The organism is Bradyrhizobium sp. USDA 4541, from assembly GCF_024171085.1.
In the GTDB taxonomy this organism is placed as follows: domain Bacteria; phylum Pseudomonadota; class Alphaproteobacteria; order Rhizobiales; family Xanthobacteraceae; genus Bradyrhizobium; species Bradyrhizobium australafricanum.
The window spans coordinates 507,287-530,629 of the sequence record NZ_JALJZF010000001.1; the positions used below are offsets into that span (position 1 = coordinate 507,287).

The window sequence follows — 23,343 nt, forward strand, 5'->3', positions numbered from 1 at the left end:
TCGACGAGCAAGAGTGATGCCAGCAGCGTGGTGCCAGTGGGGAACGAGCGTGGCGGGACTTTGACGCGCATGACCGTCGCGCAACAGGATCAAGTCGGATCGATGACCGGCTTGATCCTGCGCGAGTTCGCCCCAGAAGTTTACGCCGCCTGCTTCTTCGGCGGGAAGCGGCCGTAGAAGGTTTCGCCCTTGGCGGCCATCTCCTCGAGCAGCTTCGGCGGCGTGAAGCGCGAGCCGTACTTCTTCTCGAAGCTGTGGCAGAGTGCGACGAAGTTCTTGGTGCCCATGAAGTCGATGTAGGACAGCGCGCCGCCGGTGAACGGCGCGAAGCCGAAGCCGAGGATCGAGCCGACATCGGCCTCGCGCACGTCGGTGATGACGTGATCCTCGACGGTGCGCGCGGCCTCCACCGCCTGCACCACCAGGAAGCGCTGCTTCAACTCCTCGACGCTGAGCGTGTCGGGATCGAGCTGCTTGGGCTGCAGATTGGCGAGCCCCGGCCACAGGCTCTTCTGGCCCTTGCCCTTCTCGGGATAGTCGTAGAAGCCCTTGCCGTTCTTGCGGCCGAAGCGGCCCTGCTTCTCGACCATCTCGACCATCAGCTTCTTCTGCGCCTGGTCGATCGCGTTGGGGCCGAGATCGGCCTCGGTCGCCTTGGTGATCTTCAGGCCGAGATCGAGCGCGACCTCGTCCTGCAGCGACAGCGGCCCGACCGGCATGCCGGCCATCTTGGCGGTGTTCTCGATCATCGCCGGCGGCACGCCCTCGAGCAGCATCTCGTTGCCCTCGGAGATGTAACGCATCACGCAGCGGTTGGCGAAGAAGCCACGGGAGTCGTTCACCACGATGGGCGTCTTGCCGATCGCGCGGACATAGTCGAGTGCGGTCGCCAGCGCGACGTCGCCGGTGTTCTTGCCGAGGATGATCTCGACCAGCATCATCTTCTCGACCGGCGAGAAGAAGTGGATGCCGATGAACTTGCCCTGATCCTTGAACTCCTCGGCCAGCGAATTGATCGGCAGGGTCGAGGTGTTGGAGGCGAAGATCGCGCCCGGCTTCAGCAGCGGCTGGGCCTTGGCATAGGTATCCGCCTTGACCTTGCGATCCTCGAACACCGCCTCGATGACGAGGTCGCAGTCCGAGATCACGTTGTAGTCTGATGTGGCCGAGATCCGCGCCAAGATGGCATCGGCCGCGTCCTGCTTCATCCGTCCCTTGGCGATCAGGCCGTCGACCACGGTCTTGGCGTGGCCCTTGCCCTTGTCGGCGCTTTCCTGGTCGCGATCGACCAGCACGACGTCGATGCCGGCCTGCGCCGAGACATAGCCGACACTGGCGCCCATGAAGCCGGCGCCGATCACGGCGAGCTTCTTGACCTTGGTCGGCGGCACGCCCGCCGGGCGGCGGGCGCCCTTGTTCAGTTCCTGCATCGACAGGAACAGCGACCGGATCATCGCCGCCGCTTCCTTCGAGCGCAGCACCTTGGTGAAGTAGCGCGACTCGACCCGCAGCGCGGCGTCGATCGGAAGCTGCAGGCCCTCATAGACGCAGCTCATGATGGCGCGCGCGGCCGGATAATTGTCGTAGGTCTCGCGGCGATAGATCGCGTTGCCGGCCGGGAACATCTGCATGCCCATCTTGGAGAAGACGGGGCCGCCGGGCAGCTTGAAGCCCTTCTCGTCCCACGGCGCGACCGCCTTGCCGCCGCCCTTGATCCAGTCCTTCGCGGCCTTGATCAGGTCGGCTGCCGGCACCACCGCGTGAATCAGGTTGAGTGCCTTGGCGCGGGTGAGATTGACCGCCTCACCCTTGAGCAGCAATTGCATCGCGTCCGCCGGCTGCACAAGACGCGGCACGCGCTGGGTGCCGCCGGCGCCGGGGAACAGGCCAACCTTGATCTCGGGCAGGCCGAGCCGGGTCTTCCGGTTCTCGGCCGCGACGCGGTAGTGGCAGGCCAGCGTGATCTCGAAGCCGCCGCCGAGCGCAAGGCCGTTGATCGCGGCGACCCACGGCTTGCCCGAGGTCTCGATCGCGCGGAACGACTGCGACATCTGGCGGCTCTGCTCGAACAGCATCTGGTTCGCGGCTTCCTCGCCCTTCTCCTTGAAGAGCTGCGCGTAAGAGCGGTTCATGCCCTCGAGCATCGAGAGGTCGGCGCCGGCGCAGAACGCCTCCTTCGCCGAGGTGATTACGACACCCTTGATCGCAGGATCGCTGGTCGTCTGCTTGATGATCTCGCCGATCTCCTGGGTCGAGATCTCGTCGAACACGTTCATCGAACGATCAGGGATGTCCCAGGTGACGAGCGCAATGCCGTCGGCGTCGACATCGAACTTGAAATTCTTGTAAGCCATGTTGCTCGCTCCCCTCGCCTCAGACGCGCTCGATAATGGTGGCGGTGCCCATGCCGCCGCCGATGCACAGCGTCACCAGCGCGGTTTCCTTGTTGGTGCGCTCGAGCTCGTCGAGCACGGTGCCGAGGATCATCGCGCCGGTCGCCCCTAACGGATGGCCGAGCGCGATCGCGCCGCCATTGACGTTGATCTTGGCGTTGTCGATGTCGAACGCCTGGATGTATCGCAGCACCACCGAGGCGAAGGCCTCGTTGAGTTCGAACAGGTCGATGTCCGACTTCTTCATGCCGGAGCGCTCGAACAGCTTTTCGGTGACGTCGACCGGGCCGGTCAGCATCATCGCGGGCTCCGAGCCGATATTGGCGAATGCGCGGATCTTCGCCCGCGGCTTCAACCCGTGCTTGGCGCCCGCCTCCTTGCTGCCGAGCAGCACGGCGCCGGCGCCGTCGACGATGCCGGAGGAATTACCGGCGTGATGCACGTAATTGACCTTCTCGACCTCGGGATGCGACTGCATCGCCACCGCGTCGAAGCCGGCCATCGCCGCCATCGCCGCGAAGGACGGCTGCAGCTGCGCCAGCGACTGCATCGTCGTGGTCGGGCGCATGTGCTCGTCCTTGGCGAGGATGGTCAGGCCGTTGACGTCCTTGACCGGCACCACCGACTTGCCGAAGCGGCCCTCGTCCCAGGCCTTGGCCGCGCGCTGCTGGCTCTGCACCGCGTAAGCGTCGACGTCGTCACGCGAGAAACCGTATTTGGTCGCGATCAGATCGGCCGAGATGCCCTGCGGCATGAAATAGGCCGGCACCGCCATCGAGGGATCCATCGGCCAGGCGCCGCCGGAGGCGCCGATGCCGACGCGGCTCATCGATTCCGCGCCGCCACCGATCACGAGCTCATGCTGGCCGCTCATGATCTGGGCTGCGGCGAAGTTCACGGCATCGAGGCCGGAGGCGCAGAAGCGGCTGATCTGCACGCCCGGCACCTTCTCGCCGAGGCCGGCGTTCAGCGCCGCGAAACGGGCGATGTCCGAGCCGGCCTCGCCGACCGGGTCGACCACGCCGAGCACGACGTCGTCGACGGAGTCCTCGGGAAGACTGTTGCGCTCCTTGAGCGACTTCAGCGGCACCGTGGCGAGCGCCAGCGCGGTGACCTCGTGCAGTGCGCCGTCGGCCTTGCCGCGGCCGCGCGGGGTACGAACGTGATCGTAGATGTATGCCTCAGGCATGACGCCCTCCTTGATATGAGGATCATAATATATACGGAAGGACACGCCGCCGCAGCCGTGCGGCGGCAATTTTTCAAGGCTTTCTTGTTTGACGCGTTTTCTTCACGCGAACCGGTCTCCACTTCGCTGGAAAACGCTTCAGAACGCTTCCGCGGCCAATTCCATCGTGGTGGCGCTGCCGCTCTGGATCCGGGCCAGATGCACGGCGGTCTCCGGCAGCAACTTCTCCATGAAGAAGCGGCCGGTCACGAGCTTGGTGTTGAGGTACGGCGTGGTGCCGGCGGCGGCCTTGTCCTGCGCCACCTTGGCCATCTTCGCCCACATGTAGCCGAGCGCGACGAGGCCGAACAATTTCATGTAGTCGGTCGCCGCGGCGCCGGCATTGTCGGGCTTGGCCAGCGCGTTCTGCATCAGCCAGCCGGTGGCCTGCTGCAGATGGCCGAGCGCGGTGGAGAGCGGGGTGATGAACGGCTTCATAGCCTCGTCGGCACCATGCTCCTTGGCGAAAGCGCCGACCTCGCCGAAGAACGCCATCGCGGCACGGCCGCCGTCGCGCGGCAGCTTGCGGCCGACCAGGTCGAGCGCCTGGATGCCGTTGGCGCCTTCATAGATCATCGCGATGCGCGCATCGCGCACGAACTGCTCCATGCCGTGCTCGGCGATGTAGCCGTGGCCGCCGAACATCTGCTGCGCCGAGACCGTGTTGGCGAACCCGGTGTCGGTCAGGACGCCCTTCAGCACCGGCGTCATCAGGCCCATGTGATCGTCGGCAGCCTGGCGATCCCCAGCGTCGTTGGAGCGGTGCGCGACGTCGCTCTTCAGCGCGGTCCACACCACCATGGCGCGCGCTGCCTCGTTGAAGGCGCGGATGGTGAGCAGCGTGCGGCGCACGTCGGGATGCACGATGATCGGATCGGCCGGCTTCTCGGGTTCCTTCACGCCGGTCAGCGAGCGGCCCTGCAGGCGCTCGCGGGCATAGGCGACCGCGTTCTGATAGGCGACCTCGGACTGCGCGAGGCCCTGCACGGCGACGCCGAGGCGAGCCTCGTTCATCATCACGAACATGCCCTGCATGCCCTTGTTCTCTTCGCCGATCAGCCAGCCGGTGGCGTTGTCGTAGTTCATCACACAGGTGGAATTGCCGTGGATGCCCATCTTGTGCTCGATCGAACCGCAGCTGACGCCGTTGCGAGCCCCGAGCGAGCCGTCGGCATTGACCAGCACCTTCGGCACCACGAACAGCGAGACGCCCTTGATGCCGGCCGGCGCGCCTTCGATGCGCGCCAGCACCAGATGGATGATGTTCTCAGTGAGGTCGTGCTCGCCGGCGGAGATGAATATCTTGGTGCCCGTGATCTTGAAGCTGCCGTCGGCCTGGCGCACCGCCTTGGTGCGGAGCAGGCCGAGATCGGTGCCGCACTGCGGCTCGGTCAGGTTCATGGTGCCGGTCCACTGGCCGGCGACCATCTTCGGCACATAGGTCTGCTTCTGCTCGGGGGTGCCGTGCACCAGGAGCGCCGCGGTCGCGCCCATGGTCAGCCCGCCATACATCGAGAACGCCATGTTGGCGGAGATCTGGAATTCGTTGACCGCCTGCGAGAGCGTCACCGGCAGGCCCTGGCCGCCGAATTCCGTCGGCGCCGAGAGGCCGAGCCAGCCGCCTTCGGCGACCTGCTTGAAGGCGTCCTTGAAGCCCTTCGGCGTGGCGACGCTGCCGTCGTCATTGCGCTTGCAGCCTTCGAGATCGCCTGTGCGATTGAGCGGCTGCAGCACCTCTTCGCTGAGCTTGGCGGCCTCGCCGAGGATCGCCTCGCGTACATCGGCCGAGGCATCGGTGAAGCCGGGAAGATTGCCGTAGCGGTCGATCTGGAAAACGTCGTTGAGCAGGAAGCTGACGTCTTCGACGGGGGCTTTGTAGGTTGGCATGCTGGTCTCCCGGCTGGCACGTGGCCGCATATGCGACGGACGCTGCGCAGCGTGTCCTTGGGTTGTTGGAGCGGACCTTATCCGGTTCCGGAGGTCCGCGGCAGATGCTATCGCGACTGTGATTGCGAAGTTGCGCCGCTTTGCTTCATCAACTCCTCGCCCATCATCCGATGCAGCAGGTTGATCGCCTTGAGCGGACGCACCATCACCTTGAAATGCGTGATCCGGCCGTCACCATCGAATGTGATGATGTCGACGCCGTTGAGCTTGATGCCGTCGATCTCGTTCTCGAATTCGAGCACCGCGCCGGCGTCATTGCGCCACTCGCCGAGATACTTGAAGGTCGGGCCGCCGAGCACCTTGGCGGCGCTGGTGAGATATTTGAAGGTGATGTCGCGGCCGCGCTGCGGCGTGTGCACGACCGGGCTTTCGAACACCGCGTCGGGATGCAGCAGGTCCCACAGGGCGGCGGTGTCGTGGGACTTCATGTAGGCGTACCACTTGTCGAGGCCCGGCTTGCTCATTCGGACGTCTCCTGCGGCGGGGTTAAGAAGCCTGGACATCGGCGCACGCGACAGCGGCACGCCGATCACCATATGCATATTGACGCATATGCACACTAACGCATAAAGTCAAGCGAACTTCAGCATGACCTTTTGGGGAACTGAGATGGAGGTGGGCGTTGGCACTCGGTGACGCAATCCTTGCCTGCCTCACGGAACGTCCGATGACGGGCTATGAGCTCGCCAAGACGTTCGATGCGTCGATCGGCTTCTTCTGGAAGGCCGACCATCAGCAGATCTACCGGGAGCTCTCGCGGCTGCGCGACAAGGGGCACGTCCAGGGCCGCGAGGTGGTGCAGTCCGGCAAGCCCAACAAGCTGGTCTATACCCTGACCGCCGAAGGCCGCGCGGCACTGAAGCACTGGGCAGCGCGCCCGAGCGTGCCGCCCTCGATCAAGGACGACCTTCTGGTCCGGCTCTATGCGCTCGACTGCGTCGACATCGAGCCGCTGCGCAACGACCTGATGGCGCGGCTGGAGCATCATCGCGATCGCTATGAGCGCTACGAGCGCCTGCTCAACAAGCGCTTTCCCGACGGCACCGCGCCGCCGGCCGATGTCGGCAAGATGCTCAGCCTGCGCCTCGGCATGCGCCATGAGCGCATGGTGGTGGAATGGTGCGAGGAGGCGCTCGACGCGCTCTCGGCGATGTCCGGCCGCAGCAACGTGCTGCCGCTCGACGACGGCAAGCGCGAAAGCAACGGCTAGAAACAAATCTCCAACCTCCCCTTGAAAAGGGGAGGTCGCTTTTCTCGCAGAGCAAAGCGGGTGGGGATCATCGCTCTCCACATACAGCGTCGCCTGCGGCAAACCCCCATCCCGACCTTCCCCCTTTTAGGGGGAAGGAGAAGCTTGGCGGCGACGCAAGTCGCTGTCCTGATCCGGCGCAACAGGTTCCCGGATTCCCTAACTTTAGCGCCCGTCGGGCGCATTCCTTAACCCGTTATTTACCGTGACGGGAAAAAGTCAGCAGCTGAGGCAGACGCCCGGCGCAGAATTCGATTGTCTCTTAACGGGAATGCGCGGGGAGGCTGCGGGCGCAGGGTGTAGCGCCGGAGTCGGGACCGGACGGAATCATGAATTCGCGCGTATCGTGGAGTGTTGACGGCATCGATCCCTCCGTCCGCGACAGGGCCGAGGCGGCTGCGCGCCGCGCCGGCATGTCGCTGAACGACTGGCTCAACTCCACCGTCGGTGAACCGAGCCCGCCGGATTGGCGCATGGAGCAACGGCAGCCGATGCCGAGCCGGGAAAGCCGCGAGGTCGCCGATATCCACCAGCGGCTCGACGCCATCACCCGGCAGATCGAACAGATTGCAAAGCCTCTGACGCGCGCCGAAGCGGTGCGCGCCGAAGTGCCGCGCGGCCAGCCCGCCGTCGCGCGACAGCTGAACGACGCGATTTCGCGCCTCGATGCCCGGCTGTCGCAAATTTCGCGGCCGCAGCCGGCGCGCGAGCCGCAGCCACAGCCGATGCGTGAGTCGCAGATGCAGCGCGAGCCGCAGATGCATGACCGGCAACTGGAGGAGAGGCTGCGCCAGGCGGAGGCGGTCGAGCGCGCCGCAGCCCAGGTCTATCGCCCCTCGCCGCCACTGAGCCCGGCCTCGTTCGATTTCGCGATCGCGGAGATCGCCGCGCGCCAGAACGAGCTCGACGTATCAGCGCAACGCCAGATGCCGCCGCGCGGCGCGCCGCCGATGCCGCAATCGGCGCCGCCGATGGCCGCCTATGCGCCACCGCCGCCTGCCGGGCCCGACTTCTCCTCGCTCGAGCGTCAGCTGCTCAAGATCACGAGCCAGATCGAGGCGCTGCAGCGGCCCGACCATATTGAACAGTCGATCGCGGCCTTCCGCGGCGAGCTTGCGGAAATCCGCCAGGCGATCACCGAGGCGATGCCGCGCCGGGCGATCGAGTCGATCGAGAACGAGATCCGCTCGCTGCATCACCGGATCGACGAGCTCCGCCAGGAGGGCCGCAACGGCCAGGGCCAGGCGATCGCCGGCATCGAACGCGCGCTGTCGGAGATCCGCGAGTCGCTGCGCACGCTCACGCCCGCCGAGCAGCTCACCGGCTACGACGAGGCAATCCGCAATCTCGGCGCCAAGCTCGACATGATCCTGCGCGCCAACGACGATCCGTCGACGGTGCATCAGCTCGAGAGCGCGATCGCCGCGCTGCGCGCCATCGTCTCCAACGTCGCCTCCAACGACGCGCTGCTGCAGCTCTCCGGGGACGTGCATGCGCTGGCCGCGAAGGTCGACCAGCTGTCGCAGATGTCGCGCGCCGAGACCCATGGCGATGCCTTCGCCGGGATCGAGCAGCGCATTGCCGCATTGGCCTCGACGCTGGAGACCCGCGAGCGGCCGGCCGGCTACGACAACACCGATGCCATCGAAGGCGCCCTGCGCTCGCTGTCGGAGCGGATCGACCGTCTGCAGGTCGGCAACGACAGTTCGTCGGCATTCACCCATCTCGAGCAGCGCGTCTCGTATCTGCTCGAGCGCCTGGAGTCCGCCGACCAGCGCTCCGGCAATCTCGGCCGGGTCGAGGAAGCGCTGCATGACATCATGCGGCACCTCGAGGCGCAGCACGCCCACATCGCCTCGCTCGCCGACGCCGCCCGCAACGTCAACACCTCCTCGCCGCAGCCGATGATGGACAGCGGCATCGTCGACATGGTGAAGCGCGAGCTGTCCGACATCCGCTTCAGCCAGTCGGAGACCGACCGCCGCACCCAGGATTCGCTGGAGACCGTTCACAACACGCTCGGCCATGTCGTCGATCGTCTCGCGATGATCGAGAACGATCTGCGTACGGTGCGCACCGCTCCGCCTGCTCCCGCGCCGGCTGAACCGCGGATGGAAGCTCCGCGGATGGAGATGCCGCGCGCGGCGATGTCGCAGCCGGTCGCGCAGCCCAAAGCTGAAGCGTACAAGCCTGAATCGTACAGGCCCGAATTGCCCAATCCTGCGCTGGCGCAGGAGCACTTCATGTCCGCGCCGCGCGAATTCCATGCCGCGCAGCCGGTCGAGAGCGCGCCGTCGCCGCTGCCGCCGCGCGCGATCAGCGAGATCCTCGAGCCGCATGCGGCGTCCGCACGCGCCGCGATCGCGCCGGACCTGCCACCGGATCATCCGCTCGAACCGGGCACACGCCCCTCCGGCCGCGTCGCTTCGCCGTCGGAGCGGATCGCGGATTCCGAGCGCGCGATCTCTGATCTTCCCGCCGGCAAGAAGGAGCCGGTCTCGACATCGAGCTTCATCGCCGCCGCACGCCGCGCCGCGCAGGCCGCTGCCGCGCAACCCGTCAACGAGAAGGCGGCGCGCGCCGCGAGCAAGGCTGCAGCCAAGGCCAAGGAGAAGGCCGACAAGGCCGCGAAGGCGGCTGCCGCCAAGGCCGGCACGGCCGCGGCCGGCGCGACGGCGACTGGCGCGCCGGAGGCGCAGCCTTCGACCATCACCTCCAAGATCCGTTCGCTGCTGGTCGGCGCGAGCGTGGTCGTGATCCTGCTCTCGACCGCCAAGATGGCGATGAACCTGCTCGACACCAGCTCCGCGCCGCAGGTGCCGACGATCGAGCACAGCGAGCCGGCCACGCCGCCCATGCAGCCGCCTGCCGAGAATTCCTTCGCGCCCGCCCCGGCTGCGCCGTCCGGCGGACCCGGACCGTCAGTGCCCGGGCCGTCGATGACCTCGCCGACCCCGCTCGGCCGCCAGTCCAACAATACTCCGGCGCCGAACACGCTCGACAGCGCGCAGGTGACGATCCCACCGGCAATCGCGCCCGCACCCGCCGTCGCGTCTGAGCCGACCGCGGCGCCAACAGCCGCCGCCAACGACGTCACCGGCACGATTCCGACCGCGCCGCCGCTCGGCGGCAAGCTCGCCATGGTCCAGATCCCGGCGGGCGAGAAGCTGCCCGATGCGATCGGTGGTCCGGCGCTGCGCAGCGCCGCGATCAAGGGCGATGCGGCCGCGGCCTATGAAGTCGGCGTCCGCTTTGCCGAGGGCAAGGGCGTGACCACCAATGTCGACGAAGCCGCCAAATGGTATGCCCGCGCAGCGCAGGCCGGCGTGGTGCCCGCGATGTTCCGGCTCGGCACCTTCTACGAGAAGGGCCTCAGCGTGAAGCGCGACTTCGATGTGGCACGACGCTACTACGTGCAGGCCGCCGAGCGCGGCAACGCCAAGGCGATGCACAATCTCGCCGTGCTCGACGCCGATGGCGGCGGCAAGGGCGCCGACTACAAGAGCGCCGCGCAATGGTTCCGCAAGGCGGCCGATCGCGGCGTTGCCGACAGCCAGGTCAATCTCGGCATCCTCTATGCCCGCGGCATCGGTGTCGAACAGAACCTCGCCGAGTCCTTCAAGTGGTTCAGCCTCGCGGCCGCGCAGGGCGACGCCGATGCCGGCCACAAGCGCGACGATATTGCCAAGCGGCTCGACCCGCAGTCGCTGGCCGCAGCGAAGCTGGCGATCCAGACCTTCACCGCCGAGCCGCAGCCGAGCGATGCGGTCAACGTGCCGGCGCCTGCCGGCGGCTGGGACGGCGCGGCCGCGCAGCCCGCCGCGGTGAAGCCGGTCAAGCAGCCCTCGAAGCGGACCGCGGCGCTCGCCGCTCCAGCTCACTAGGTTCGAGACGGCTGCGGCGCCCTGACGGCGCCGCTGTCCTATACCTCAGGCCTTCGGCCGTGTAGACAGGCGCGCAGTTCCGCGCCGTCGGGGCGCGCGTTCCGGAGGGTCAGGCTTGTCTGTCGACGATCGCCAGGATGATGGAACGGGCCACCGTTCGTCGCCGACCGGTCCCCGCGTTGCGCCGCCGCGGCAGGCGCCGTCTCCATTCGCCCCGCGCCCTTCGGCCTCGCCTCCGCCGACGCCGCAAGGGAACGTGGCATCGCCGCCCCGCGCGTTCCGGTTCTCGCTCTGGTCCATCATCATCTTCGTGCTGCTGCTGTCGAGCGTCGCCATCCAGGCTTACTGGGACCTGTCGACGCCGGGCGCCTGGGACTTCTGGCGCGAGACCTACATCGCGGCCAGCATGACGTCCGCGGTGATTCCCGACGTCGACATCGACGGATCAGGCCGCGGCCGGCGGGCGCTTGCGATCAGCGGCAAGATCGGCTCGGCCAGCGCGAGCTGGTTCCGCGACCGGCTCAGCGAGGCGCGCCTCGCACCAGGCGACGTCGTGCTGTTGTCGTCGCCGGGCGGCGCGCTGAACCAGGCCGCCATCATGGGCGAGGTCGTCCGCACGCGCGGGCTGGTCACCGCGGTCGCCACATCAGATGCCTCGGGCAAGCTACGCCCCGCGTCCTGCGCCAGCGCTTGCGTCCTGGTCTATGCCGGCGGCCAGACCCGCTATGGCATCGCGGGCTCGCGGCTCGGCGTGCATCGCTTCACGACGAGCACGCCGGTCAGCGATCCCCTCGCCGAGGCACAACGCATCCAGGGCATGGTGCTGGGCTACATGACCAAGATGGGTGTCTCCTCCGGGATCGTCGAGGCGATGTCGCAAACCTCCGATATCCGCTGGCTGAACCCGAAAGAAGCGCTCGCGCTGAACCTGATCACCAAGCCTGTCGATCGGCCGTGAGGCGCCACCGGCGCCATTAATCTGAATTATCAACCACGTCCGCAGACGGCGGCCGAGTGCGGCGAAAAATGCCCCCGGAAGCGGATTCTTTAGTCCCTCCCCCCGCCGATTTCAGTTATGCAAGAACGCGGCAATCGACCCGCGTTCGCCTGCGTCTTGCGCGCCGACCGGATTCGTTCAGCCGGAGAATGCCCGACCAGAACGACATCACGCCGTGATGCGGCCTTGTGCCGAACTCGCGGCGAACCGACAAGAAGCGACGCGCGTGCAGCTCTACCTCCCGATCGCCGACATTCCGGTCAATGTCTTCCTCATCCTGGCGATGGGCGCGGCGGTTGGATTCGTCTCCGGCATGTTCGGCATCGGCGGCGGCTTCCTGATGACGCCGCTGCTGATCTTCGTCGGCATCGCGCCCGCGGTCGCGGTTGCCTCCGTCGCCAGCCATATCGCGGCCTCCTCGTTCTCCGGCGCCATTTCCTATTGGCGCAGACGCGCGATCGATCCGCTGCTGGCGGCGGTGCTGCTGGTCGGAGGCACTCTCGGCACCACGTTCGGGGTGTGGACCTTCACCTTCCTGCGCTCGCTCGGCCAGCTCGACCTGATGATTGCGCTGTCCTACGTCATCCTGCTGACGACGGTCGGCGGGCTGATGTTCTGGGAAGGTTTGCGCGCGATGCTGCGCGTCCGCCGCGGCGGTCCGATCGCGCTGCGCAAGCCCGGCAGCCATGGCTGGATCCACGGCCTGCCCCTGAAGCTGCGCTTCAAGCGCTCCAAGATCTATCTCTCCGTCATCCCGGTCGTCGTGGTCGGACTCGCGATCGGCTTCATCGGCGCGGTGATGGGAATCGGCGGCGGCTTCATCCTGGTGCCGCTGATGATCTATGTGCTGCGGGTGCCGACCTCGACCGTGATCGGCACCTCGATGGTGCTCACCCTCGTCACCATGGTGTTCGCAACCATGCTGCACGCGGTGACCAACCATCTGGTCGACGCCGTGCTGGCGCTGATCCTGATGGTCGGCGGCGTCACCGGCGCGCAGTTCGGCGCCCGCGCCGGCCAGAAGATCCGCGGCGAGCATCTGCGCCTGCTGCTCGGCCTGCTGGTGCTCGCGGTCGGCATCCGCTTTGCGGTGGAGCTGGTGATCCGGCCGCAGGACCTCTACAGCATCCGCGAAACCGGCGGAGCCCCGCCATGAGGCTGCGCGCGGCGCTCGCGATCATCGGTCTCGCCGCCGCCAGCCTGGCGGCCGCGCCCGCTCATGCCGAGCGGCTGATCGTGTCGGTCTCCAACCACCGCGTCACAGTGACGCCGAACTATTCCGGCGGCGAGCTCGTGCTGTTCGGCTCGGTCGAGAAGGACGACAAGACGCCGGCCAATCGCAACAATTACGATCTCGTCGTCACGGTGTCCGGCCCGCGCGCCGACATGGTGACGCGGCGCAAGGAGCGCAAATTCGGCATCTGGATCAACACCGACTCGCGCCAATTCCTGCAGGTGCCGGGCTATCTCGCGCTGTTCTCGAATCGCCCGTTCGACCAGATCGCCTCGCCCGAGGTGCAGCGGCGGCAGCAGCTCGGGCTCAACAACGTGCTGCTGATGCAGCGGGTCGGGCCCGACTATGCCGACGTGGTGCCAAACGACCCGTTCCGCAGCGCCTTCGTGCGGCTGCGCTCCGAGCACGGGCTGTACCGTGAGGCGACCTCGGCGGTGACCTTCCTGACCCCGACCCTGTTCCGCACCGGCATTCCGCTGCCGGCGGAGGTGCCGATCGGCACCTATAATGTCGAGATCAAGCTGTTTTCCGACGGCGCGCTGGTGACCAAGGCCGAGACCGCGTTCGAGATCGTCAAGGTCGGCTTCGAGCAATTCGTCGCCACCACCGCGCGGCATAACGGCCTTGTCTACGGCCTGATCACCGCGTTCATGGCGCTGATGACCGGCTGGATGGCCTCGATCGTGTTCCGCAAGGATTGATCTAGCCAGCCCTGCTTTGCAATGCGCTTTCGAACGCGTCGCTGAGGATCGAGAGGCCAAGATCGATCTCGTCGTCGCTGATCGTCAGCGGCGGTGCAATGCGGAATACGCTGCCCATGCCGGGCAACTGAACGATGTTGGTGCTCAGTCCAAGCTGCATGCAGCGCTGAGAGACACGCGTTCCGAGCGCTTCGTCAGGCTCCTTGCTGTAACGGTCGCGCACGATCTCGATGCCCTGCATCAGCCCCCTGCCGCGCACGTCACCGATGCATTCGAACCGGTTCTGAAGTGCGAGGAGCCCGTCCCTCAGCCGCGCGCCCGCTATCCTGGCGCGCTCGACCAATCTGTCGCGAAGGATGATCTCGATGACCTTCAGCCCGACCGCGGCCGGCATCGGGTCCGACACATGCGTCGTGTAGAACAGGAAACCGCGTTCGTGACACCGCTCTTCGATCTCGGCGGTGGTGATGACCGCAGCCAGAGGCAGCCCGGCACCGAGCGTCTTCGACAAGGTCAGGATATCAGGCACGACGCCGTCGCGCTCGAAAGCGAACATGGCGCCGGTTCTGCCGAGGCCGGTCTGCGCCTCGTCGATGATCAGCAGCATGCCGCGTGCCCGGCACAGCTCCTTCAACTCAGCAAGGTAGCCTTCAGGCAGATCGATCAGCCCGCCGGAGCTGAGGATCGGCTCGGCGATCATGCAGGCAAGCGAGCCGGTCGATTGGCGATCGATCAGATCGAAGGCGTAGGCCAGCTCGGCCCGCCAATCGGCCGCGTTGCCGAAGCGCGGGCGATAGGGGTTCGGCGTCGGGATCGCGAGCGAGCCGACCGGCGCCGGACCGTAGCCCTTGCGGCCGGCCGAATAGGTCGTTCCGGCCGCGCCAGACGTCATTCCGTGCCAGGACTGTGCGAACGCGACGGTCTCGAAGCCGCCGGTGGCGAGCTTGGCCATCTTGATCGCAGCTTCATTCGACTCGCCGCCGGTGCTCAGCAGCATGACGCGATCAAGCCCCGGCGGCAGCAGGCCCGCGAGCTGTTCGGCCAGCGCGACGACCGGGCGCGTCAGCATGCCGCTGAAGAGATGGTCGAGCCGTTCGGCATGCTCGCTGATGGTCTGGACGATCTCCGGGTGACCGTGACCGAGCACGGCGCTCATCTGCCCGGACGTGAAATCCAGGATGGCCCGGCCGTCGGCGTCATAGACGAAGGACCCGGAGGCACGCTCGATGATCACGGGAGCGAACGTCCCGCCATAGCGAATGAGGTGCCGCCGCGCGCGATCCCAAAAGGATTTGTCGTCATTTCCGGCCATGCCCGCTCCTTGCTGCTCGGTTGCAGCGATCAAAGAACCCTCGCACCACATCTTATGCGCGCGCGAGGGCAATGACATTGCGATTTGAGATGCATTTCAGCCCTTCTTCTGCAAACAATTGCGCAAAAGATGGAGAATGCGAAAGAAATGGGAACCGCGATCGTGATTGACGAGATCGACCGAAAAATCCTCGACGTGCTGCAGGTCGAGGGGCGGATCACGAATCTCGAGCTGGCCGAGCGGATCGGCCTCTCGTCCGCCCCCTGCATGCGACGCGTTCGCACGCTCGAAGAGGCCGGCGTCATCAATTCCTATGTGGCGCTGGTGGACCCGACGCGGGTTGGACTCGGATTCGACGTGATCGTCGAGGTCCGTCTCAAGCAACAGAACAGGGAATCCTTCACGCGCTTCGAGCGGAAGGTGATCGACCTTCCGGAGGTCGTCGAATGTTGCATGATTGCCGGCGATTGGGATTACTCGCTACGAATCGTGTCCTCGGACCTTGCGCGCTACCAATCGTTCATCCTCGACCGCCTTATGCATCCGGATAGCGACGTCGCGAGCTACCGCACGACGATCATCCTGCGAAAGGTCAAATCGACGACCAAGATCGATAGCTCGCTGTTCGGCGAGGGTTGAGGAGTTCGAACAAGCTACAGCAGGAAGCCGATCCCCATCGCGATCACGCTGAGCGCCATCGCGCCGGTCGAGAGCCAGCCGAGCCGGTACAGCCATCCGCGGACCACAAAGCGGTCCATGACGTCCCGGCGGCGGGCCATGAACATCAGCAGCACCATCACGGGCACCGCGAGCACGCCGTTGACGACCGCACTCCAGTACAACGCCGCGATCGGATCGATCGGCGTGAAGTTGAGCGCGATGCCGATGCCGCCCGACAGCGCCAGCACCGAATAGAACGCGATCGCCTCCTTCGGCCTGCGCGTCAGCCCGACCCGCCATCGCCGGCCCTCGCCGACCGCATAAGCCGTCGCACCCGCGAGCACCGGAATCGCCAGAAGGCCGGTGCCGACGATGCCGAGCGCGAAGATCACCTCGGCAAACGGCCCGGCGATCGGGCGCAGCGCCTCGGCGGCCTGCGCCGAGGTCTGGATGTCGGTCTTGCCGGTGGCGTGCAGCGATGCGGCGGCGGTGACGATGATCGACAATGCGATCAGGTTCGAAAACGCCATGCCGGTGATGGTATCGGCGCGGATGCGCGAGAATTCGTGCTGGGCGCCGTAATGCCGTTCGATCAGCGGATGCTTGGTGGCGTCGACCCGCTGCTCCTCCGCCTCCTGCGAGGCCTGCCAGAAAAACAGATAGGGCGAGATCGTGGTGCCGAGGATCGCAACGATGGTCGTGAAATAGTCGGCGCTCCAGCTGATGCGCGGCAGCAGCACGCCGGCCAGGGCCTCCATCCACGACACCTTGGCAAAGGCGAGCGCCGCGACATAGGCGAACAGGCTGAGCGTCAGCCATTTCAGGATCGTGACGTAGCGCCGGTAGTTCATGAAGATCTGCGCGGCCACCGAGGTCACGCCGAACAGCACCACATAGAGAATGGCCGGACCGCCGATCAGAAGCTTTGTGGCATCGGCCATGGCCGAGAGGTCGGCCGCGATGTTGATGGTGTTGGCAATCGACAGCAGCGCCACCACGACGGCGAGCAGCCAGCCCGGATAATGCCGGCATACATTGCCCGCGATGCCATGCCCGGTGACACGGCCGACCCGCGCCGAGATCTCCTGGATCGCGCTCATCAGCGGAAACGTCAGCAGCATGGTCCAGCCAATGCCGTAGCCGAGTTGCGCGCCGGCCTGGCTGTAGGTGCCGATCCCCGAAGGGTCGTCGTCGGAAGCGCCGGTGATCAGCCCGGGTCCGAGCGTCTTCAGGACACGGCTGAAACTGAACGGCTGGCGCCGGGGCTTCGCCGCCGGCGCATCGTCATGTTTGTCGTGTGGTGGGATCGTCCCTTGCCGCGTCATGTCCGGTTCCAGCCGTCTGACAACGAGCCGGATACCGGCAAGGTTCCTGAGGCGAACCTACGGCTCGATGACCGTGGCGACGCCGGGCTCGAGGATGCGCAGACGGCGGCCGAAGCCGAGCGTATCGAAGCTCGCGCGCAGGTCGCTCGCGCTCTGCCGGAAATGCGCCCAGCCGTCGGTATGAACCGGCACGATCACCGCGTCCGCAAAGGCGTGCGCGGTTTCGATCGCGTCATTGGTGTCCATGGTGAGATGGAAGGGGCCGCGGGTTTGCGCCGCGCCTGCGAACGGCAGCACCACGCCGCAGTCGAAGCGCCGCGCGACCTCGGCGACGCCGTCGAACCAGGTGGTGTCGCCGCTGACATAGACCGGACGGCCGGGCTTCGCCGGCTCGACCACGAAACCGATGACGTCGCCGGACAATGGCTCGATCCCCGCCGGCCCGTGCCGCGCCGGCGTCGCAGTGATGGTGAGCGTCCTACCGCCTTTCGTCAGTGTGGTCCTTGCCCAGGGCGCAAAGCCCTCGGCGTTGCCGCCGAGCCGCCCGGCGCCGGCCTCCGTCGTCAGCACACGCTTCGCGCCTTTAAGAAAATCCCGGCCGGAATGATCGAGATTGTCGGAATGCTGGTCGTGGCTCAGCAGCACCGCATCGATCGCGCCGACATCGCGCGCGCCGAGCGCGGGACCCGTCAGCTTCTCCAGTTTCACATGCGGCAATTGATACTCGCCGGGCGCATCAAAGGTCGGATCGGTGAGCAGGCGGAACCCGTCGATCTCGATCAGGGCGGTGGGACCTCCGATCAGCGTGATGGTGATGCTCACGTCATACTCCTGTTGGCCGCGGCGGCTGCGGGGCGGGTCACCAGGTAAATGCCGAGCGCCACCGGAACGATCCCGAGCAGGTCGCGAAATTCGACATGCTCGCCGAGCACGAAATAGGCGAACAGCATGCCGAGCGGCGGCATCAGGAAGTGATAGGCGCTTGCGGCGGTCGCACCACACACTTTCAGGAGATGAAACCAGAGCAGATAGGCAAGGATCGAGCCGCCGAGTACGAGGAAGGCGAAGGCGCCGGCAAGCCGCATGCTGGGCACGATGTCGCTGACGCTGGAGAGCGTGAAGGCAAACGGCATCACCGCAAGGCCGCCGGCGATGTTCTGGATGCCGTTGCCGATCCACAGGCTGCCCTTCGGCGCCAGCAGCTTGAACAGCACGGTGCCGGCGACGATCGAGGCGAGCGAGGCCAGCGTGAACAGGATGCCATGCGGGCTGTCCGATCCGACCGACATGCGATGCCAGACGATGAAGGCGACGCCGACGATGCCGAGCACGAGACCAATCACCTTGCGCAAGGTCATGCTCTCGCCGAGGAACAGCGCTGCCAGCATGGCGGTGAACACCGGATTGGCCGAGACGATCAGCGCGCCAAGTCCGGCGGAGACCGTCTTCAGGCCGGTATAGCCGAGGCCGAGATAGAGCGCGTTGTTGGCGACGCCGAGCACGGCGAACACCGCCGCATCGCGCCAGGCGAGATCCCATTGGTCGCGGCGCAGCCAGGAGATGGCGAGGATCAAGACCCCGGCGAGCGAAAACCGCGCGGCGAGCAGGATCAGCGGCGGGCAGTCGGTGACGCCGATCTTGCCGGCCACGAACGCGTAGCTCCAGAGCAGGCAGAACAGGGCGATCAGCAGCGGCAGGGTGTTGAAGCGGGCGCGCGGGGCGGCCATCGAGGTTGCGGCGGACATGGGCGAATTCTCCTTCGGCCATGATCTAGGCCCGCGCCTTGATATTTGGAAATTAAATGATAAACTGGCATGCAGTGGATTTATAAATGGAGGCTGCGATGCTCGACCTGGAGCTGTTGCGCAGTTTCGTCTCGGTGGTCGATGCCGGCGGCTTCACCCGCGCCGGAGAGCGCGTCCACCGCACGCAGTCGACGGTGAGCCAGCAGATCAAGCGCCTGGAGGAGGATGTCGGCCAGCCGCTGTTGATCCGCAGCGGCAAGGACGTCACCCCGACGGAAGCCGGCGAGCGGCTGTTGACCTATGCGCGGCGGCTATTGTCGCTCGCCGAAGAGGCCCGTGACGTGCTCTCGCGCCCCGGCAGCGAAGGCGCGATCCGGATCGGCATCACCGAGGATTTTGCCGCCTACCGGCTGACAAAGCTGCTCGCCACCTTCGCGCGCAGCCATCCGAATCTGCGGCTCGATGTGCGCTCCGGGCAGAGCCTGTTCCTGTACCGCGATCTCGAACGCGGCGATCTCGATCTGGCGCTGATCAAGCGCGCCGCCAATGAGAAGGGCGGCATCGCGGTCTGGCCTGAACGGGTGCACTGGGTCACCAGCAAGGGCCACCCGCGCGATACGACGGCCGGCTCGGTTCCGCTGATCGGTTTCGCCTCGGGCTGTCTCTACCGCGCCCGCGCCATCCATGCGCTGGAGAGCGCCGGCCGCAACTGGCACATGGCCTACACCTCCTCCAGCCTCGCCGGCATCCAGGCCGCGGTCGCCGCGGGCCTCGGGCTCAGCATTTTGTCTGAGATGTCGATCCAGCCCGAGCATCGCGTGCTGACCGCAAAGGACGGCTTTGCGCCGATCGACCGCACCGAGGTCGCCCTCGTCGCCGCCCCCGAGGCCAGCCCGGCGACATTGCGGCTGGCGGATCGGCTCGCGGAGTATTGCGAGAGCGTGCAGGCGAAGGCGGCTTAGGCGAGGTCGCGCAACAATCTCTGCTGTCGTCCCTGCGAAATCAGGGACCCATAACCACAGGGCTGTGTTGCTGAAGCAAGCTGTGGCCCAATCGTCGCACAACAACGACGATCGGTGGTTATGGGTCCCGGGTCGCGCTTCGCTTGCCCGGGACGACACCGAGAATGATGGCAGCTTGGAATAAGCTGGTCGGCGATCGCTAATAACACCGCGACGCCACGAACGCGTGGACGCGGTTGTCGCCGAGCACATGGGCCATGAAGCCGGGCGATCCGAAAATCCGTGTGAACGCGGCGTCGCGGATGCTCAAGCCGCCGGTGTAGGCGCCGAACGCCGGCATCACCGCGCGCTCGCCGTCACAGGCGAAGCAGCGGCGCTCGATCGAGCGGCCGCGGGTCGGCACCCGCGCCTTGGGGTGCAGGTGTCCGGCGATCTCGCCGGCGGCGCCGGTCGGCTCATGGCGGAACACGATCGGACCGATCGCGACTTCGGTCGCGACCACGCCGCCGAGATCGGACGGCAGCGCCGGATCGTGATTGCCCGAGATCCAGATCCAGTTGCGCCGCAGCTGCAACGCCGCGAGCGCCTCGCGGTCCGGATTCGACAGGCGTTCATGCGCATCGCGATCGTGAAAGCTGTCGCCGAGCGCGATCACCTGCCGCGGATCGTGCCGCGCGATGACAGCAGCGAGCCGGCTCAGTGTCGCGACCGTGTCGTAGGGCGGCAGCAGCACGCCGCGGCTGGCGAAGCTCGAGCCTTTTTCCAGATGCAGGTCGGAGACCACGAGCAGGCGCTGCGCTTCCCAGAACAGCGCGCCGGAGAAATCCGCCACGAAGCCGACATCCGCCACCGTGACCCTCGAAACGCGCATGTCGTCACCGTCTCGCAAAGCTAGCGCGCTTGCCGTCACGTCCTGTTCCCCAGAGTAGCAGCGTTACGTCGTCGCCTCCCGCACGAGTTCCTCGGCCGCCTCGGCCAGGAGCTCGTCGGATGCTTCGCCATAAACTGACTCGCGGCCGATTTCCAGCAGCGCGGGGACGGCAAGCGGAGAAACGTGGTCGAGGTCCTTGTGGGTGATTCGGCCGTGGATGCGCGAAAGCATGTCGCTGAGACGGCGAAGATCGAGCAATCCCGTGGCGGCATCGCCGCGCGCGGCGCGCAGCAGCACATGATCGGCCTGGTGCTTGCGCAGCACGTCGTAGATCAGGTCGGTCGAGAACAGCACCTGGCGGCGCGACTTCTCCTCGTCGGTGAAGCGTCGCGCAATCAGGCCGGAGATGATGGCGCAGTTGCGAAAGGTGCGCTTCATCAGCGCCGATTCCGCAAGCCACGCCTCGAGGTCATCGCCGAGCATGTCGGGATCGAACAGCGCGTTGAGATCGAGCTTGCCGTGCCGGATCATGAAGGAGAGATCGCCGACGCCCCAGACCGCGAGCGCGTATTCATTGGCGACGAAGCCGAGCGGACGGGCGCGGGCGCGCTCCAGCCGGCGGGTCAGCAGCATGCCGAGCGTCTGATGCGCGAGCCGGCCCTCGAAGGGATAGCAGACCAGATAATGGCTGCCGCCGCGCGGAAAGGTCTCGACCAATAGCTCGCGCACCGCCGGCACACGCGAGAATTTCCGCTGCAGCGACAGCCAGTCGTGCACCTGGTCCGGCAACGCGTTCCAGGCGCGGCTGTTGTCCAACAGCTTGCGGACGCGTTCGGCAAGATAGGTCGACAGCGGAAACTTGCCGCCCATATAGGACGGCACTTTTGCATCTTTATCATTGGTGCGGGAGACATAGACCTGGTCTTCAACCAAGGCCTCGTAGCGCACCACCTCGCCGCCAAAGACAAAAGTGTCGCCGGGCACCAGGCCCTCGATGAAGACCTCCTCGATCTCGCCGAGCATCCGGCCGCCGCGCGCGATCGCGCCGGTCGATCCGCTACCGCCGGCGCGCGAGCGCACCAGCCGCACCTTCAGCATGGTCTCCTCGACGATGGTGCCGACGTTGAGGCGATAGCTCTGCCGCACCTTGGGATTGGTGACGCGCCAGCGGCCCTGCTTGTCCTGCTTGATGCGCGCGAAACGCTCATAGGTCTTCAGTGCGTAGCCGCCGGTGGCGACGAAATCGACGACATCGTCGAAATCGGTGCGTGCGAGCGATGCATAGGGCGCTGCGGTCCGGACCTCATCATAGAGTTCATCGGACAGAAACGGCTTGCCGCAGGCGCAGCCGAGCACGTGCTGGGCCAGCACGTCGAGTGCGCCCGAGCGCAGCGGCGGCGTGTCCTGCGCATTCTCGGCGATCGCGTCGATCGCGACACGGCATTCCAGCACCTCGAAGCGGTTGGCCGGCACCAGCACGGCACGCGAGGCCTCGTCGAAGCGATGGTTGGCGCGGCCGATCCGCTGCATCAACCGCGACGAACCTTTCGGCGCGCCGATATTGATCACGAGGTCGACATCGCCCCAATCGACGCCGAGATCGAGCGAGGAGGTGCAGACCACGCCGCGCAGCTTTCCGGCGGCCATCGCGTCCTCGACCTTGCGGCGCTGCGCGACGTCGAGCGAGCCGTGATGCAGCGCGATCGCCAGCCCATCGTCATTCATGCGCCAGAGATCCTGGAACAGCATCTCGGCCTGGCTGCGGGTGTTGACGAACACCAGCGTGGTCTTGTTGCGCTTGATCAGCTCGTAGACCTCGGGCAGCGCGTGGCGCGCGCTGTGGCCGGACCACGGCAACCGTTCTCTGGTGTCGAGCATCTCGACCACCGGCGGTGCGGCGCCGCTGGCGGTGACGACGTCGGCGGATGCATTCTGGCCACCGGGCTGCGGCACCAGGAAGCGCGCGAGCTGCTCCGGCTCGGCGACCGTCGCCGAGAGGCCAATAGCGCGTGTCTGCGGCGCGATGGTCCAGAGCCGCGCAAGTCCGAGCGACAGCAGATCGCCGCGCTTGGAGGTGACGAGCGCATGCAGTTCGTCGAGCACGATGCGCTTCAGCGAAGAGAACAGGAACGGCGCGTCGTCGGACGCCAGCAGCAGCGCCAGCTGCTCCGGCGTGGTGAGCAGGATGTCCGGCGGATAGCGCCGCTGCCGCTGCCGCCGCGACACCGGCGTGTCGCCGGTGCGGGTCTCGATCCTGATCGGCAGCCCCATCTCGGCGACCGGCGTCTCCAGATTGCGCGCGATATCGACCGCGAGCGCTTTCAGCGGCGAGATGTAAAGCGTGTGCAGCCCGCCGCTGCGGCGAACGCTGCGGCCGGTGGAGACGAAGGCTGGGCGAACGTTCTCCGATCCAGCGTCATCGTCGCTTGCGCGCTCGTCGGACTCCCTCCCCCTGAAAAGGGGAGGGTTGGGATGGGGGTCAGCCGCTTGCTCCGTGCCCGCGGCTGACCCCCACCCGTCCCGCTCGGTTGCGCTAGTGCGCCCCCGAGCGTGCCGACCTCCCCCTTTCAGGGGGAGGTAAGAGTTCTTGCCCTGCCCCTCTCCACTCAACTCCACCAGTGTCGGCAAGAACCCCGCCAGCGTCTTGCCCGCTCCCGTGGGCGCGATCAGCAGCGCCGAGCGCTGCTCGCGCGCTTTCGCCAGCAGCGCGAGCTGATGCTCGCGCGGCGACCAGCCGCGTGAGGCAAACCAGTCGCGAAACCGGCGCGGCAGGAGATCGGCCGTTTCCGACGGCGGAACGGAGAAGAGATCGAGCGTCGACACGCCCAAGAGGTA

At 66.4% G+C, this 23,343-nt stretch carries 17 protein-coding genes; 7 read left to right on the top strand and 10 right to left on the bottom strand.

The annotated features are described in order from the left end of the window. Positions 1-140 precede the first annotated feature (140 nt). From J2R80_RS02505 to J2R80_RS02520, 4 genes are all read right to left on the bottom strand, one after another. Positions 141-2,354 carry a 3-hydroxyacyl-CoA dehydrogenase NAD-binding domain-containing protein gene (locus tag J2R80_RS02505; protein ID WP_076832368.1) on the bottom strand — a complete coding sequence of 738 codons (2,214 nt, stop codon included), beginning with the start codon at positions 2,352-2,354 and terminating at the stop codon, positions 141-143. A 19-nt stretch (positions 2,355-2,373) separates the two neighbouring features. Further along, positions 2,374-3,582, bottom strand: a complete 1,209-nt coding sequence (locus J2R80_RS02510) for an acetyl-CoA C-acetyltransferase (RefSeq protein ID WP_076832834.1) — start codon at positions 3,580-3,582, stop codon at positions 2,374-2,376. Positions 3,583-3,720: 138 nt separating this feature from the next. After that, positions 3,721-5,508, bottom strand: coding sequence for an acyl-CoA dehydrogenase C-terminal domain-containing protein (locus J2R80_RS02515; RefSeq protein ID WP_057016064.1), 1,788 nt, complete (start codon positions 5,506-5,508; stop codon positions 3,721-3,723). Between the two features lie 107 nt (positions 5,509-5,615). Continuing rightward, complete coding sequence (locus J2R80_RS02520) at positions 5,616-6,032, bottom strand: nuclear transport factor 2 family protein (protein WP_076832836.1); 417 nt, start codon at positions 6,030-6,032, stop codon at positions 5,616-5,618. 158 nt (positions 6,033-6,190) lie between these two features. On the opposite strand from J2R80_RS02520, the gene J2R80_RS02525 reads away from it, so the two are divergent. From J2R80_RS02525 to J2R80_RS02545, 5 genes are all read left to right on the top strand, one after another. After that, a complete protein-coding gene (locus tag J2R80_RS02525) occupies positions 6,191-6,778 on the top strand; it encodes a PadR family transcriptional regulator (protein WP_057016062.1) in 588 nt (195 codons plus the stop codon). Between the two features lie 368 nt (positions 6,779-7,146). Next, positions 7,147-10,701, top strand: a complete 3,555-nt coding sequence (locus J2R80_RS02530; protein ID WP_253637916.1) for a hypothetical protein — start codon at positions 7,147-7,149, stop codon at positions 10,699-10,701. 115 nt (positions 10,702-10,816) lie between these two features. Beyond that, positions 10,817-11,659 (top strand): hypothetical protein, encoded by an 843-nt coding sequence (locus J2R80_RS02535; RefSeq protein WP_253637917.1) that lies wholly within the window; start codon positions 10,817-10,819, stop codon positions 11,657-11,659. 265 nt (positions 11,660-11,924) lie between these two features. Continuing rightward, positions 11,925-12,854, top strand: a complete 930-nt coding sequence (locus tag J2R80_RS02540) for a sulfite exporter TauE/SafE family protein (RefSeq protein WP_076832838.1) — start codon at positions 11,925-11,927, stop codon at positions 12,852-12,854. Beyond that, complete coding sequence (locus J2R80_RS02545) at positions 12,851-13,633, top strand: TIGR02186 family protein (protein WP_168858471.1); 783 nt, start codon at positions 12,851-12,853, stop codon at positions 13,631-13,633. The genes J2R80_RS02540 and J2R80_RS02545 overlap by 4 nt, the downstream gene beginning before the upstream one ends. Position 13,634: 1 nt before the next feature. On the opposite strand, the gene J2R80_RS02550 is transcribed toward J2R80_RS02545, so the two are convergent. Next, positions 13,635-14,945 carry an aspartate aminotransferase family protein gene (locus J2R80_RS02550; protein WP_168858470.1) on the bottom strand — a complete coding sequence of 437 codons (1,311 nt, stop codon included), beginning with the start codon at positions 14,943-14,945 and terminating at the stop codon, positions 13,635-13,637. A 147-nt stretch (positions 14,946-15,092) separates the two neighbouring features. Between J2R80_RS02550 and J2R80_RS02555 the strand changes: the two genes are divergently transcribed. After that, positions 15,093-15,584, top strand: coding sequence for an Lrp/AsnC family transcriptional regulator (locus J2R80_RS02555; RefSeq protein ID WP_168858469.1), 492 nt, complete (start codon positions 15,093-15,095; stop codon positions 15,582-15,584). A 14-nt stretch (positions 15,585-15,598) separates the two neighbouring features. Here J2R80_RS02555 and J2R80_RS02560 read toward each other — a convergent pair whose 3' ends face one another. From J2R80_RS02560 to J2R80_RS02570, 3 genes are read right to left on the bottom strand one after another with little or no spacing between them, the layout of a single operon-like run. Beyond that, positions 15,599-16,930 (bottom strand): NRAMP family divalent metal transporter, encoded by a 1,332-nt coding sequence (locus J2R80_RS02560; RefSeq protein WP_253625078.1) that lies wholly within the window; start codon positions 16,928-16,930, stop codon positions 15,599-15,601. Positions 16,931-16,987: 57 nt separating this feature from the next. Beyond that, positions 16,988-17,752 carry an MBL fold metallo-hydrolase gene (locus tag J2R80_RS02565; RefSeq protein ID WP_253637918.1) on the bottom strand — a complete coding sequence of 255 codons (765 nt, stop codon included), beginning with the start codon at positions 17,750-17,752 and terminating at the stop codon, positions 16,988-16,990. Next, entirely contained in the window at positions 17,749-18,675 is a 927-nt protein-coding gene (locus J2R80_RS02570) for a DMT family transporter (RefSeq protein ID WP_076832385.1), read from the bottom strand. The genes J2R80_RS02565 and J2R80_RS02570 overlap by 4 nt, the downstream gene beginning before the upstream one ends. A gap of 98 nt (positions 18,676-18,773) precedes the next feature. Here J2R80_RS02570 and J2R80_RS02575 point away from each other — a divergent pair, with 98 nt between their 5' ends. Beyond that, positions 18,774-19,637: a LysR family transcriptional regulator gene (locus tag J2R80_RS02575; RefSeq protein WP_076832845.1), complete on the top strand. Its 864-nt coding sequence runs from the start codon at positions 18,774-18,776 to the stop codon at positions 19,635-19,637. Positions 19,638-19,836: 199 nt separating this feature from the next. Here J2R80_RS02575 and pdeM read toward each other — a convergent pair whose 3' ends face one another. After that, a complete protein-coding gene (gene pdeM / locus J2R80_RS02580) occupies positions 19,837-20,508 on the bottom strand; it encodes a ligase-associated DNA damage response endonuclease PdeM (protein ID WP_076832388.1) in 672 nt (223 codons plus the stop codon). Positions 20,509-20,571: 63 nt separating this feature from the next. Continuing rightward, positions 20,572-23,331, bottom strand: coding sequence for a ligase-associated DNA damage response DEXH box helicase (locus J2R80_RS02585; RefSeq protein WP_141340828.1), 2,760 nt, complete (start codon positions 23,329-23,331; stop codon positions 20,572-20,574). Positions 23,332-23,343 lie beyond the last annotated feature (12 nt).